Genomic DNA, 14,223 nt, shown 5'->3' on the forward strand with positions numbered 1-14,223 from the left:
TTTTATCTAGTTGCAATCGAGATGATGGTTATTAATAGAGATAAAGCTGAAATACCCACAGTTAAGTTTGGACCAATAACAGAAGAGTTAACTTTTGTTTTGTTTGGTTCAACATAGACAATATCATTTTGATTCAAATAATAATAAGGGGATGTTATGAAGTCTGCTTTAGTCATGTCTACGCGATAAGGAATGCGTTTCCCATCGACTTCACGGATGACAAGAATATTATCTCTTTTGCCATAAACCGTTAAATCTCCAGATAGAGCTATGGCATCCGCTAACGTCAATCGCTCACTTACAACGGTGTGAATACCCGGACGATTCACCTCTCCTTGTACCGTGATTTTGTAGTTCATTATACGCATATTAACGATAGGGCGAATAATGTATTTACTAATCTCCGTGGTCAAATAATCGATCGCTTGTTTCTTCGTTAAACCACTGATTTTTACAGTGCCTAAAACTGGGAATTCGATGTTACCTTTGTTGTCTACTAGGTAAAGCTGCTGTTGAGCAGATCCAGTACCTGCAGGATTATTCAAATTGGTAAGCATGGTATTTACTAAGTTAAATGGCTCTGCCGCTTCTCTATCTTGTGCAGATACAATAATCATTAATAAATCATCTGGCTGTAGATACGTTTCAAATTGTTCTACCGTATTATTCTTGGCTAATACTTCCTCAATATTTTGATAGTATACCATCGACTCTCTTGAGGCGCAAGAAGTGAGAAAAACTGTCGTAGTGATAAGTAGAACGACAAATAAGTTTCTTAATTTCATTGTTAATTTTTTTTCAAAAATAGAACTTTGTTAAGTTGAATAAAAGTAAAAGTAACAATATTTTACAATTAAAATTAAAAGTGTGTTAATTGTTAATTTTTTACTGATATCTTAGTCGAAGTCTAGTTTCTTTTTACGTAATTCAAAGTTTTGACCTAAGTATACCTTTCTAACCATTTCATCCTCTGCAAGTTCTTCTGGGACGCCTGCTTTCAAAATACCTCCTTCAAACATTAAGTAAGTTTTGTCAGTAATAGCTAGTGTTTCTTGTACATTGTGGTCGGTAATTAGTATGCCAATGTTTTTATTTTTCAATTTGGCTACGATGCGTTGAATGTCTTCTACGGCAACGGGGTCAACCCCTGCAAAGGGTTCGTCTAGTAAAATGAATTTTGGATCTGTTGCCAAGGCACGGGCAATCTCCGTTCTTCGACGCTCACCTCCTGATAGTAAATCCCCGCGATTGGTGCGGATGTGTTCTAAGTTGAACTCAGCAATCAAGGACTCCATTTTTGCTACTTGCTCTTCTTTTGGAAGCTTAGTCAATTGCAGTACGCTCAAAATATTGTCTTCAATACTCAACTTTCTAAATACCGAAGGCTCTTGTGCGAGGTAACCAATACCGTGTTGTCCGCGTTTGTACATCGGAAAATTGGTGATGTCCATATTGTCTAAATAAATATGTCCGAAATTGGGCTTTACCAATCCAACAATCATGTAAAAGGAAGTTGTTTTTCCCGCTCCATTTGGGCCTAATAACCCCACAATCTCTCCTTGATTTACTTCGACAGAAACACCTTTAACGACTTTTCTCTTCTTGTATATCTTGACTATATTGTCTGCTCTTAATTTCATGATTAGTCCTTTTTGTTTTGTACTAAAACTTCTGCTTTGGGTTTCTTCTGAACAAATTTAGAGATATAAATACTAATTTCATACAGAATTAATAGGGGGATAGATACGATAATTTGGCTAATAACGTCTGGTGGCGTGATGATTGCTGCTAAAATTAGAATCAACACGATGGCGTACTTTCTGTATTCTCTCAAAAACTCCGGAGTCACCAAACCTAATACCGATAAGAAATACATGATGATCGGTAATTCGAAGATTAGACCACATGCGATAGAAGTCGTCTTGACTAATCCAATGTAGGAGTTGATGTCAATGTCGTTCTTTACTACATCACTTACTTGTAGGTTCACTAAGAAGTTGATCGATAGGGGCGTAATTACATAGTAACCAAATAGTACCCCTAAAAAGAATAAGAAAGACGAAACGACAATAAATAGTTTGGCGTATTTTTTTTCTTTTTGATAAAGCGCTGGACTGATAAATTTCCATATTTCCCATAAAATAAAGGGTACTGAAATGATGAAACCAGCAGTTATACACGTCCACATCATCACAGAGAACTGACCATCCATCGTTCTGTTTTGTATTTCGAATGGAAGTTCTTGCTGACAAAAACTATCGTCAAAATTAAAGTATTGCGCGATTTTACAAAAGAATTGATAGGTTACGAAATCACTGTTTTTAGGACCGAAAATGATGGTGTTGAAGATGAAATCTCTAAAAAAGAACGCGATAATACCCCCTCCTAAAATGAAGACAGAAGCGCGGATTAATAGCCATCTTAATTCTTCTAAATGGTCTAAAAAGGACATCGCCTTTTCTGAGTTTTTTTGTTTTGCCATTTGTTATACTATTCCTTCTTTTAAAATGTCATGTAAGTGAATGATTCCTTGATATGCCCCCTCTTTTGTGACGATTAATTGGGTTATTGAATTGTCTTCTAATAGGGACAACGCTTTTGATACCAATTGATCGGATTCAATCGTTTTGGGGTTTATACTCATAATATCTTTCGCTTGGATGTTTTCAAAGCTAGTGTTATTTTGTAACATTCTACGCAAATCCCCGTCGGTAATTATGCCAATTAAGTTATTATTGTCAATTACAGCGGTTACACCTAAGCGTTTTTGCGATATTTCTACAATTACATCCTTAACAGATGAATCTGGAGTAACCATCGGTTTGTTTTCACTATTTAAAATATCTTGAACGACTAAAAGTAACTTTTTACCTAAAGCACCTCCAGGGTGATACATCGCAAAATCATTGGCTGTGAAATTTCTACATTCGATTAAACAAGCCGCTAATGCATCTCCTAACACTAATTGAGCAGTTGTACTATCCATTGGCGCTAAGTTGTTTGGATCTGATTCGCGCTCTACTTTAGACAGCAAAACACAATCGGCATTTTTGCCCAAAAACGAATTTTCATTCGCAGTAATAGCAATAAGTGTATTGCCAAAACGCTTTAGTAGCGGGGTCAGAACCTTGATCTCTGGACTATTTCCACTGTTGGAGATACAAATGACGCAATCATCGGGTTGAAGTAACCCTAAATCTCCATGAACGGCTTCGGACGCATGCATAAAAAGCGAAGGCGTGCCAGTAGAGTTGAATGTTGCAACAATTTTGCTTCCGATTAACGCACTTTTGCCAATCCCCGTAACAACAACGCGACCTTTACAAGCCAATAGGGTTTGTACAGCCACTGTGAAGTCTTCTGTTAAGTAATCAATTAGCTTTTTAATGCTCTCACTTTCAGATAGTAAGGTTTTTTTTGCTCGGTCTAGTATAGTTGTAGATGTATTCAAAATGACGAGAATGTTAAATATTAGGATTGCACCAAAGAAAATTAGTATCTTTAGGTACTGCAAATTTATGTAAAATACCATACAAAAATAATGAAATCAATTGAAATTGACTTGCACAAAGAGTTAAAGAGGTTTTTTGGCTTTTCTCAGTTTAAGGGTCTCCAAGAAGACGTAGTGAAAAGTATTATCTCTGGACACAACACATTTGTGATCATGCCTACAGGTGGTGGTAAATCACTTTGCTATCAATTGCCTGCGTTGGTTTTAGACGGGACTGCCATTGTTGTATCTCCTTTGATTGCTTTAATGAAGAATCAAGTGGACGCTATTCGTAGCTTGTCCACAGAGCAAGGAATTGCCCATGTTTTAAATTCTTCTTTGACCAAAACCGAAGTCAATCAAGTAAAAGAAGATATTAAACGAGGCGTGACAAAATTGTTATATGTTGCCCCAGAATCATTGACAAAAGAGGAATATGTAAACTTCTTGCAAGAGGTTGAATTGTCCTTTGTCGCCATTGATGAAGCACACTGCATCTCTGAATGGGGACACGATTTTAGACCCGAATACAGAAATTTGAGGAATATTATCCGACAATTGGGCGATATTCCCATTATTGGCTTAACTGCTACAGCAACGCCAAAAGTTCAAGAAGACATCTTAAAAAACTTAGAAATTCCCAATGCAAATGTTTTTAAAGCGTCGTTTAACAGACCCAATCTGTATTACGAGGTAAAACCCAAAACGAAAAACATTGAAAGTGACATTATTCGCTTTATCAAACAACGCAAAGGAAAGTCAGGGGTTATCTATTGCTTGAGTAGAAAAAAAGTTGAGGAAATAGCAAATGTTCTCCAAGTAAATGGCATTAGCGCAGTACCTTATCACGCGGGCTTAGATGCTAAAACTAGAGCCAAACACCAAGATATGTTTCTCATGGAGGATGTCGATGTGGTTGTGGCAACTATAGCCTTTGGAATGGGAATTGACAAGCCAGATGTGCGTTATGTCATTCACCACGACATTCCTAAATCACTCGAAAGCTATTACCAAGAAACGGGAAGAGCGGGAAGAGATGGAGGAGAAGGGTATTGTTTGGCGTATTATTCGTATAAAGATATTGAAAAGCTTGAGAAGTTTATGGCAGGAAAGCCAATTGCTGAACAAGAAATAGGAATTGCCTTGTTGCAAGAAGTTGTTGCTTATGCCGAAACATCTATGTCCAGACGCAAGTTTTTACTTCATTATTTTGGAGAAGAATTTGACGAAGTGCACGGAGAAGGAGCGGACATGGATGACAATGTTCGCAATCCCAAGAAAAAAAGCGAAGCAAAAGACGAGCTTCAACAAGTGTTGAGAATTATTGCTGAAACAAAACAAGTATACAAAACAAAAGAAATTGTATTTGTGCTCCTAGGTAAGTTGAATGCAGTTATAAAAGTAAATAAAACAGATACTCAGCCCTTTTTCGGAAGTGGTAAACATAAGGATGAACGCTTTTGGTTGGCGTTGATCAGGCAAGCTAATGTAGCGGGATATCTGAAAAAAGACATCGAAACGTATGGTGTCTTGAAAGTAACTCAAGCAGGTGAGCGCTATATTGAGCACCCTATCTCATTTATGATGACAGAAGATCACGAATATGCAGAAGGAGATGCTGTGGTAGAAAGCGATGCACCAAAAACAGAATTGGTTATTGACCAAGTATTGATCCACTTGCTGAAAGATTTGAGAAAAAAAGTAGCCAAAAAAGCAGGAGTCCCTCCTTTTGTGGTTTTTCAAGATCCTTCACTAGAAGAAATGTGTTTGAAATACCCTATTTCACTAGAGGAAATGGCTAATATTATAGGAGTAAGTGATGGAAAGGCGAAGAAATTCGGAAAAGATTTTGTCGATCTGATCCAAAATTACGTAGAGGAAAACGATATTATCAGACCCGACGATTTAGTTGTGAAATCTACAGGTGCTAATTCTGCACTAAAACTGTATATTATCCAGAGTGTTGATCGCAAATTGTCTTTAGATGATATTGCCAAAGCCAAAGGATTGGATATGGATGCTTTATTAAAAGAAATGGAGCAAATCGTATATTCGGGTACCAAACTGAATATTGATTATTGGTTAGATGAAGTGTTAGACGAAGATCAACAAGAGGAAATCTACGATTATTTCATGGATTCTGAATCGGATAACATCAAAACTGCTATGACAGAGTTTGATGGAGAATACGATACAGATGAATTGCGATTAATGCGCATCCAGTTTATCACCAAAGAAGCAAATTAACAGCTGATCTATTAAGAAAAGTCCTAAAGACTTGTTATTATACGGAGGGTGTCCCAAAAGGTCACCCTCTTTTTTATAGGGGTGTATAGCTGTTATTTTACTTCGTAAAGTTCACCACGATGTGGTTTTAAAGCATCTCTAACTTCTCGCATTTGTTGGTCATTTACTACGAGATACGCAATACTGTGAACCTCATTGATGACTTCTTTGTCCATAATAGTTAAAGGGAGTTGTTCTATAGCAACGAATTCACGCAAGTGAATTACATGGTGTTCAGCAATTTTTTCAGCATCCGGACCTCGAAAATCCCATATTAGTTTGATTAATCTTTCCATGATTTGTATAAAACGCCAAAGATAACCAAATTGTGTAGGACCACCGTAAAAAGCATCGCAATCTTTACCACTGTGATGAGGAGTTCCCCTCTAGTTTTTAAACTCCCCTTTGGCATTGGTTTCCTATTTTGTTTTTTGTACTTTTGGAAGTAAAATAAATGTAACACTAGGTATGATTGAAGAGCAAGTGATTTTAGTTAATGAGCAAGATGAGCCAATTGGCACCATGGGCAAGCAAGAAGCACATGAAAAAGCTTTGTTACACAGGGCGTTCTCTGTGTTTATTTTGAATGATAAAAATGAGATCATGCTTCAACAACGCGCAGCAGAGAAGTATCACTCTCCTTTATTATGGGCGAACACTTGTTGTAGTCACCAAAGAGTAGGAGAAACAAATATTCAAGCAGGAAAACGCCGTTTGAGAGAGGAAATGGGGTTTGAAGTAGAGCTGAAAGAAGTATTTCACTTTATTTATAAAGCACCCTTTGACAACGGGTTGACAGAACACGAATTTGACCATGTGATGGTGGGGTATTATAACGAAGATCCCAATACGAATCCAGAAGAAGTGGAAGCGTGGAAGTGGATGGGAATTGAAGCAGTAAAAAGAGATATGGAAGTCAATCCACAGGTTTATACCGCTTGGTTTAAAATTATTTTCGCTGAATTTTACCCCCATATCGAAGCACATAAAATTAAAACAGCATGAGATTAACAGTTAGCCGAAAAGCACATTTTAACGCCGCACATCGATTACATCGCCCAGATTGGTCGGACCAAAAGAATCAGGCTGTGTTTGGCAAGTGTAACAATCCCAATTTTCACGGACATAATTACGAATTAATCGTCCATGTTACTGGTGAAGTTGACCCAGAAACCGGATTTGTCATGGACTTGAAAATACTGTCAGATTTGATTAAATCCGAGATTGAAGAGGCTTTTGATCACAAAAATCTGAACTTAGATGTTATAGAATTCAAAAATCTAATCCCTACTGCAGAATACATTGCTGTAGTGATTTGGCAAAAATTAAGGCCTTTTATTGCAAAAGACAAAGATTTAGAGGTGGTTTTGTATGAAACCAATAGAAACTTTGTAACTTTTAAAGGGGAGGGGATTTAACATGCATAGAATCCATTAAAAGTTGTACATTTGCGTCTTGTTTTAGGCAATAATCCCGCTGATGGACTATTGCGAAATGAGGAAGAAGTTAAGCCTATGAGTTTTATACAATATCCAATGATGTTTGAACCCATCCTAAAAGATAGAATTTGGGGAGGGCGGAAATTACATACTGTTTTAGGTAAACAGCAGATTTCTGATTCAATTGGAGAAAGCTGGGAAATTTCTAATGTTCCAGAAAATGTTAGCCTTGTTTCCAATGGCACATATAAAGGACAAAGCTTAGAAGAACTAATTAAAACCTATCCTGAAGATATTTTAGGTTCCGCTATCGTTCAGACGTTTGGATATCAATTCCCGTTGTTATTCAAGTTCTTAGATGCTAAAGAGGATCTTTCTATTCAGCTACATCCCAATGATGAACTCGCAAAAACGAGACATAATTCTTTGGGAAAAACCGAAATGTGGTATGTAATGCAAGCCGATCCGGGGGCCAGGGTTGTTGTAGACTTTAAAGAAGGGGTTACCCAAGAGGATTATCTGCAACACCTGAATACCAAAACACTACCTGAAATTTTAAATGAAATTCCCGTAAAAAAAGGCGATGCTTTTTTTATACAAACAGGAACTGTTCACGCCATTGGAGCTGGAGTTTTACTCGCTGAAATTCAGCAAACGTCAGATATTACCTATCGCGTTTACGATTGGGATCGCGTAGATAGTGAAGGACAAACAAGAGAATTACACGTAGATTTGGCGCTAAAAGCGATTAATTACGAAAAGAAACAGGTCGTACTTTCTTATACTGAAGAAGAAAACCGTGCGAATCAACTGGTTTCTTGTCCGTTTTTTACGGTAAATTACATCCCTTTAGCCCAGCGATATGAGCTAGAGAAGCCACTAGATCGCTTCTATCTTTATGTGTGTACAGACGGAGCCTGTGAGCTTCAGATTAACGATTTATCGTGCGGAATTAAACAAGGTGAAACCGTTTTAATTCCCGCCTCAGTAAATAAACTCGTTGCAGTTGGTCAAGCAACATTGTTAGAAATATATATCGATTAGACCGTCGATGTAGTAAAGATAATTGTACTTTTGTTTAAATTTTAAATAAATTATTATGGCAAGCGTAAGAGGATTAAAAAAAGATGTTCACCAAGTATTAGGAGATATCATTGAGGCAATTTATATTCATGAATTGACAGTAGGAGGACCTACAGAAGAAACAACTGCTTTGATCGAAGAAGCCTTAACAGGATTCGACGAATTGATCATGGACATCAATGCAAAAGGGGTTGAAAATAAAAAAGCTCATTTTAAAGGCGTTTTTGTAAAATTAGAAAACATTGCAGGTCAATTAGTTGGAAAAATTAACAACTTGTAATTAAAATAAAGTAAAAAAAACACGCGAAATCAGTTGTAAGACTGAAAAAGCGTGTTATATTTGCACTCGAAAAATGAGTCGCCGGTGTAGCTCAGCTGGCTAGAGCAGCTGATTTGTAATCAGCAGGTCGTGGGTTCGAGTCCCTCCATCGGCTCAAATTTTGAAGATTAAATATTGCGAAGCAATTCGCCGGTGTAGCTCAGCTGGCTAGAGCAGCTGATTTGTAATCAGCAGGTCGTGGGTTCGAGTCCCTCCATCGGCTCAAATTTTGAAGATTAAATATTGCGAGGCAATTTGCCGGTGTAGCTCAGTTGGCTAGAGCAGCTGATTTGTAATCAGCAGGTCGTGGGTTCGAGTCCCTCCATCGGCTCAAATTTTGAAGATTAAATATTGCGAGGCAATTTGCCGGTGTAGCTCAGTTGGCTAGAGCAGCTGATTTGTAATCAGCAGGTCGTGGGTTCGAGTCCCTCCATCGGCTCAATATTTTAATCGCCCTTTTAGGCAATCTAAATTGCCGGTGTAGCTCAGCTGGCTAGAGCAGCTGATTTGTAATCAGCAGGTCGTGGGTTCGAGTCCCTCCATCGGCTCAAAAGCTTCCTAAGAATAGGAAGCTTTTTTGCTTTTACCTCTTTCCTATCCCGTAAATCAACTAGATGCTGTAAGCACCTGCCCCAAAAATTGACACTTTACGACTATTTATTAAAATAGCACTGTATTTATTTGTTATTCGTTGCAAAAGATTGTTTAAATTTAGAATCATGTAACAAGAGTGTAATTCTCTATTGACTAAGTATTCTAAACTATGATATCCTTGTTTTTCGAATCAGAATGGATTATTTATTGGGAAGTGGTCTACTTCATAATCGCAATTCTCGTTGCGATTCGAATTATCTATGATACGGATTCCATCTCGAAAACCCTAGCCTACCTATTGCTAGTTTTTTTCGTGCCTATCTTTGGAATCATCTTTTACTTCTCCTTTGGTATCAACTACCGAAGAAGAAAGATGTATTCTAAAAAACTAATCGCCAACGATAATTATGGAGAGCGCTTGTACAAACGCCTTAGTGAGATCCATCTCGATTTAAAACAACAAGGGCATCCCATCATTGATAAACATCGCTCTTTTGTGAACCTATTGTCTAATTCCATCGTAGGTGAAGGACCTCTTCTAGTTGATAATGATGTGGAGCTCCTGCAAAATGGAGAAGCCTTTTTTCCGCGTTTACTCGAGGATATCAAAGCAGCAAAACACCATATTCACCTTGAGTATTACATTTATGAAAATAATGAAATAGGTAGAGAAATCGCCGAATTGCTAAAAATTAAAGCCAAAGAAGGAGTGGAGGTACGCTTTATTTACGACGATTTTGGAAGTAGAAGCATCCGCAAAAATATAGTCAAAGATTTACGTGCAAATGGTATACAAGCCTTCGCGTTTAACAAGATTATTCTTCTGGCTTTAGCCAATCGACTCAACTACCGCAATCACCGTAAAATCGTGGTGATAGACGGACAAATTGCCTATACAGGGGGGATAAATATATCCGATCGCTATGACAATAGCAGAAAAGCAGAAAACGACTTCTTTTGGCGCGATACCCATATCCGTATAGAAGGGAGTGGCGCTTATGGATTGCAACACGTGTTTTTGACCGATTGGAATTTTTGTAGCAAAGAAAATCTCAGCTTCAGCGCCGATTATTTCCCTAAAATTCACTTGGGTAAACAAAAAACCTTGCCCGTTCAAGTAATCGCTTCAGGCCCCGATTCTGACGTGCCTTCTATTCTATTTAGCGTCCTTCAAGCTATTCAGGAAGCTGAACGTGAGATTTGTATTACAACGCCTTACTATATTCCAGATGAATCCCTGCAACTAGCTATCAAAATGGCCGTACTTAGCGGAAAAAAAGTCAAATTATTACTGCCAGGAATTACTGATTCTTTGACTGTTAAATTAGCATCTGAATCGTATTTTCAAGAACTTCTAGAATCCGGAGTAGAAATATTCTTGTATAAAAAAGGATTTATACACGCCAAAACTTGGGTTATCGATTCTGGTATTTGCTCAGTAGGAACCTGTAATTTGGATCATCGCAGTTTCGATTTGAACTTCGAAGTAAATGTTGTACTCTACGATATGGATTTCGCCAAGCAAATGCGCGATATGTTTGAACAAGATTGTAAAGACTCTATTCAACTCAAATTAGAACGCTGGAATAAACGATCAAAATGGCATCGCCTTAAAAATAGCTTTTTGCGCTTGTTGTCTCCTTTACTTTGATGGTACTGCAAACCCAAAACCAAGTCAAGGAATGGTGAATATTAATAAAAAACGCGACCAGAAAATCGGAGTGAATGTTTTCTTTTCGCGTTTTGTCAATAACCGTATTCCAACTAGTAACCATAAAAAAAGGGTTCCTTGGAAAAGGAACCCTTTTTTCGTAATAATTGAAGTCTTGTATAGGAATTTAGAATAATCCTCCTGCACCACCACTTTGTTTTGTGTTGGTATCTCTATACTTTCTTTGCAAGGAACGTCCTTTTCCGCCACCAAATGTATAGTTTACACCAATATACACAGATTGACTTTCCCAAGTGAATTCACCTGTTGAAGGATAAGGATATTTTGTTTTGTACTTGTACGACATCGTATTGAAGATATCGTTGAATCGGAAGCTAATGCTTAATTTGTTATTTAGTAAAGCATAGCGTGCACCAGCGTCAATTTTGTACATTTCTTCTGCGTCTGATGTAATTCCGTCAACCCCTCCTCTATAAAATCCAAATAAGTTAAAGCGAAGATTTTTTGTTGCTTTGAAGTTACTGTTTAAACGCGCATTGAAAGCATTTGCCGTGATATCGCGCAATACAGTATTCATTGTGCCTGTAGCATCCAATTGAGATACAAATCCCGTTTGTTTAATGCTAGAGAAATCGATGGCAGGTTGCATATCCCACCATGGAGTAACAATAATGTTAGCAGAAACTTCAAAACCATAAGCGTCGTTTGATTTGTAGTTGTCAAAAGTCATCAACAAAGCATTAGGGTTATCATTTTCTGGATCGTCGTAGATCACGTGATTAATTTCGTGGTTTATACGTCTATAGTAAACGCCGGCAGTAATGCTGCTTCTTTTAGCAAATAAACGCGTATAGTTTAATTCAACAGAATTGGTAAACTGCGGTTTTAGTTCTGGATTTCCTACCATAGTCATTAATGGCGTAGAGAATTGGCGAACTGGATTTGTTTGTCTTACTCCAGGGCGATCAACACGACGGCTATAGCTCACGTTAAACATATCGTTATCTGTAAGGTTATATCCCAAGTAAACAGAAGGATAAAGCGTTACATAATCATCCTTAAACGTTGAGTTTCCATCCAATTTTGAATCCACTCTATAGCTCTCTACTCTAGTTCCTACTTGGTAGTTGAATTTTCCTAAGGTTTGGCCAAATGTCGCATAAGCAGAAAAAATATCTTGATCATATTTATTGTCTATGTGTTTTTGGCTGATTGGAATTAAGGGATTGTTTGAGGTGAAGCTATTATCAGCTCTTGAGATTCGCGCTTCCGCCCCTAGTTCTAATTTCGTATGATCGTTTAATGGATTTACGTAGTCAATGTTTAACGTCGACAAGGTGTTCTCGTCTTTGTTGCCATCTTGATATGGTAAGTCGTTGGCTATTCCCAATTTGGTCAAATAGTCACCGTCCATGTCCGATTTGTTGATGTTGTGATTCATTTCAACATCTAGTGTATGTCCTTTTTTAGCGAATAAGTGTTTATACGCTAAATTGTAGGTGCTGAACGTATTTTTATTGTCGTAAAAGGTTTTTTGAAAAATATCCTCAAAGGATTGATCTGGATAAATAGTTGACGTTTTTAAATCAACACTGTGTTTGTTTGTACTTTGATTGGTGTAAAAAGACAACGTATTTTGATCGTTAATATAGTAATCAACCCCAACCTTATACAAAATATTCTTGTTGGTATTTAGCATATTAATCGATGTTGGCGAAAGAATATCCTCGCGAAACATAGTCCCGTCATTTTTCGATTTTCCGTCAGAATAACTCGCATTTCCAAAAAAGTTTAATTTGCCTTTTCTGTAGTTTAAGTTTAATGAAGTGGTCGATTGAATATTTTTAGCAATGGTTACACCGCTGTCAATAGAACCATTAAAACCATCAGCTGTATTTTTGTGTAAGACAATATTGATGATTCCCGACATTCCTTCAGGATTGTATTTTGCACTTGGATTCGTGATTAATTCGATGCTCTTAATTGAAGTAGAGGGAATTTGTTTAAGTAATTGCTCTGCCGACATATTTGTTGGTCTTCCGTCTAATAAGATGCGAACATTTTCATTTCCTCTTAAAGAGATCTTGCCGTCTTTATCCACGTTAACAGAAGGAATATTATTCATAATGTCAGAAGCTGTAGCACCAACAGTAGTTAAATCTTTACCCACAGTAATGACTTTTCGGTCAATTTTTTGTTCGATAGTAGATCGTTCCGCTACGATGTTTACATCGGCTAAAGTAGTCGATTCCGCCTCAAGATATATAGTACCAAGATCGGTAGCACTTTTTAAGGTGATTTCTTTGTGAAAAGGAGTGTAGCCTATAAATTGAATGTCCAAGTTATAGGTGTCAGCGGTAGCCGTAATTGCAAAAGAACCGTTATCTGTAGTCATTCCTCCCGTAATAACAGCATCTCCTTTTTTTAAGGTAATGGTCGCATAAGGAATACCTTCATTTAGTTTTTTGTCAAACACGCGTCCTGATATTTTTACAGAACCTTGGGCGTAGACTCCACAAAGGGAAAGTAAAAAAAACAATAAAGTTAGTTTTGTATTCATTTGATTAGTTGAATTAAGTTTTTTTGTCTACCCTAATAGACTGAGAATCGTTACTTTTGTTACAAGCTAACACCTAAAAAAAATATAAAAAAGAAATGTAATCATTGTAAGGTATTGATTGTTAGTATTTTGATTCTTATTTAGAAAAAATATAAATATATGAGGTATACTGTTTTTTGTGGATCGAGTGCGGGTAGCAAAGTAGAATATATGGCAAGTGCGAAGGCTTTAGGTGCCGCTTTGGCAAAAAAGCAAATTGGCGTTGTGTATGGAGGTGCAAAAGTTGGGTTAATGGGGGCAATTGCCGATGGAGCTTTGTCGCATGGAGGTGAGGTTATTGGCGTATTGCCTCATTTTTTAGCAGATGTAGAATTGGGACATACGGGACTAACGTCGCTCTATCACGTGGATACGATGCACGAACGCAAAGCAAAAATGGATGAATTATCCGATGGGATTATCGCCTTACCAGGGGGATATGGTACCCTAGAAGAGTTCTTTGAAGTTTTGACTTGGGGACAATTAGGTTTGCACAAAAAGCCAATTGCACTGTACAATGTGGCAGGATTTTACAATCCGTTGATGCTAATGATTGATAGTATGGTAGAACAGGGGTTCCTCAAAAAAGAAAATAAAGAAATGATCATTATCTCAGACGATATTGACGCGCTATTACAACAAATGATTCAGTATGAAGCACCAAAAGTAGGCAAGTGGATAGCAAAGGATCAACCAGTCTAACTGTGCTAAAAAAAGATTAAAAACAGTTTTTTTCGGACT

General features: G+C 37.4%; 13 protein-coding genes and 5 tRNA genes. 12 read left to right on the plus strand and 6 right to left on the minus strand.

Going from position 1 to position 14,223, the window contains the following annotated elements:
• Positions 1–2 precede the first annotated feature (2 nt).
• From H4K35_RS09520 to H4K35_RS09535, 4 genes are all read right to left on the minus strand, one after another.
• Complete coding sequence (locus tag H4K35_RS09520; RefSeq protein WP_182627349.1) at positions 3–785, minus strand: polysaccharide biosynthesis/export family protein; 783 nt, start codon at positions 783–785, stop codon at positions 3–5.
• Positions 786–896: 111 nt separating this feature from the next.
• A complete protein-coding gene (gene lptB / locus H4K35_RS09525; RefSeq protein ID WP_182627351.1) occupies positions 897–1,640 on the minus strand; it encodes an LPS export ABC transporter ATP-binding protein in 744 nt (247 codons plus the stop codon).
• Positions 1,641–1,642: 2 nt separating this feature from the next.
• Positions 1,643–2,482: a twin-arginine translocase subunit TatC gene (gene tatC, locus H4K35_RS09530; RefSeq protein WP_182627353.1), complete on the minus strand. Its 840-nt coding sequence runs from the start codon at positions 2,480–2,482 to the stop codon at positions 1,643–1,645.
• Between the two features lie 3 nt (positions 2,483–2,485).
• Positions 2,486–3,451: an SIS domain-containing protein gene (locus H4K35_RS09535; RefSeq protein WP_182627355.1), complete on the minus strand. Its 966-nt coding sequence runs from the start codon at positions 3,449–3,451 to the stop codon at positions 2,486–2,488.
• A 90-nt stretch (positions 3,452–3,541) separates the two neighbouring features.
• Between H4K35_RS09535 and recQ the strand changes: the two genes are divergently transcribed.
• On the plus strand, positions 3,542–5,737 hold the full coding sequence (recQ, locus tag H4K35_RS09540; protein WP_182627357.1) for a DNA helicase RecQ: 2,196 nt from the start codon (positions 3,542–3,544) through the stop codon (positions 5,735–5,737).
• 92 nt (positions 5,738–5,829) lie between these two features.
• Here the strand turns inward: recQ and H4K35_RS09545 are convergent, their stop codons facing one another.
• Positions 5,830–6,072 carry a hypothetical protein gene (locus tag H4K35_RS09545; RefSeq protein WP_182627359.1) on the minus strand — a complete coding sequence of 81 codons (243 nt, stop codon included), beginning with the start codon at positions 6,070–6,072 and terminating at the stop codon, positions 5,830–5,832.
• Between the two features lie 172 nt (positions 6,073–6,244).
• Here H4K35_RS09545 and idi point away from each other — a divergent pair, with 172 nt between their 5' ends.
• From idi to cls, 10 genes are all read left to right on the plus strand, one after another.
• Positions 6,245–6,781: an isopentenyl-diphosphate Delta-isomerase gene (idi, locus tag H4K35_RS09550; RefSeq protein WP_182627360.1), complete on the plus strand. Its 537-nt coding sequence runs from the start codon at positions 6,245–6,247 to the stop codon at positions 6,779–6,781.
• Complete coding sequence (locus H4K35_RS09555; protein WP_182627362.1) at positions 6,778–7,194, plus strand: 6-carboxytetrahydropterin synthase; 417 nt, start codon at positions 6,778–6,780, stop codon at positions 7,192–7,194. Before idi ends, H4K35_RS09555 begins: the two co-directional genes overlap by 4 nt.
• Positions 7,195–7,290: 96 nt before the next feature.
• Positions 7,291–8,259: a type I phosphomannose isomerase catalytic subunit gene (locus H4K35_RS09560; RefSeq protein WP_182627517.1), complete on the plus strand. Its 969-nt coding sequence runs from the start codon at positions 7,291–7,293 to the stop codon at positions 8,257–8,259.
• Positions 8,260–8,314: 55 nt separating this feature from the next.
• Positions 8,315–8,578, plus strand: a complete 264-nt coding sequence (locus H4K35_RS09565; protein WP_182627364.1) for a hypothetical protein — start codon at positions 8,315–8,317, stop codon at positions 8,576–8,578.
• An 80-nt stretch (positions 8,579–8,658) separates the two neighbouring features.
• Positions 8,659–8,732 (plus strand) — tRNA-Thr (locus H4K35_RS09570).
• A 34-nt stretch (positions 8,733–8,766) separates the two neighbouring features.
• A tRNA-Thr gene (locus H4K35_RS09575) sits at positions 8,767–8,840 on the plus strand.
• Between the two features lie 34 nt (positions 8,841–8,874).
• Positions 8,875–8,948 (plus strand) — tRNA-Thr (locus tag H4K35_RS09580).
• A 34-nt stretch (positions 8,949–8,982) separates the two neighbouring features.
• A tRNA-Thr gene (locus H4K35_RS09585) sits at positions 8,983–9,056 on the plus strand.
• 35 nt (positions 9,057–9,091) lie between these two features.
• Positions 9,092–9,165: transfer RNA gene (locus H4K35_RS09590), tRNA-Thr, on the plus strand.
• A gap of 215 nt (positions 9,166–9,380) precedes the next feature.
• Positions 9,381–10,862: a cardiolipin synthase gene (gene cls / locus H4K35_RS09595; RefSeq protein ID WP_182627366.1), complete on the plus strand. Its 1,482-nt coding sequence runs from the start codon at positions 9,381–9,383 to the stop codon at positions 10,860–10,862.
• A gap of 187 nt (positions 10,863–11,049) precedes the next feature.
• Here cls and H4K35_RS09600 read toward each other — a convergent pair whose 3' ends face one another.
• The gene (locus H4K35_RS09600) at positions 11,050–13,443 is read right to left on the minus strand and encodes an outer membrane beta-barrel family protein (RefSeq protein WP_182627368.1); all 2,394 of its coding nucleotides are present in this window, start codon (positions 13,441–13,443) and stop codon (positions 11,050–11,052) included.
• Between the two features lie 159 nt (positions 13,444–13,602).
• Between H4K35_RS09600 and H4K35_RS09605 the strand changes: the two genes are divergently transcribed.
• Complete coding sequence (locus tag H4K35_RS09605; protein WP_182627370.1) at positions 13,603–14,184, plus strand: TIGR00730 family Rossman fold protein; 582 nt, start codon at positions 13,603–13,605, stop codon at positions 14,182–14,184.
• The last annotated feature ends 39 nt before the right edge of the window (positions 14,185–14,223 follow it).

The sequence above is a fragment of the Myroides sp. NP-2 genome (genome assembly GCF_014145665.1).
GTDB lineage: Bacteria > Bacteroidota > Bacteroidia > Flavobacteriales > Flavobacteriaceae > Flavobacterium.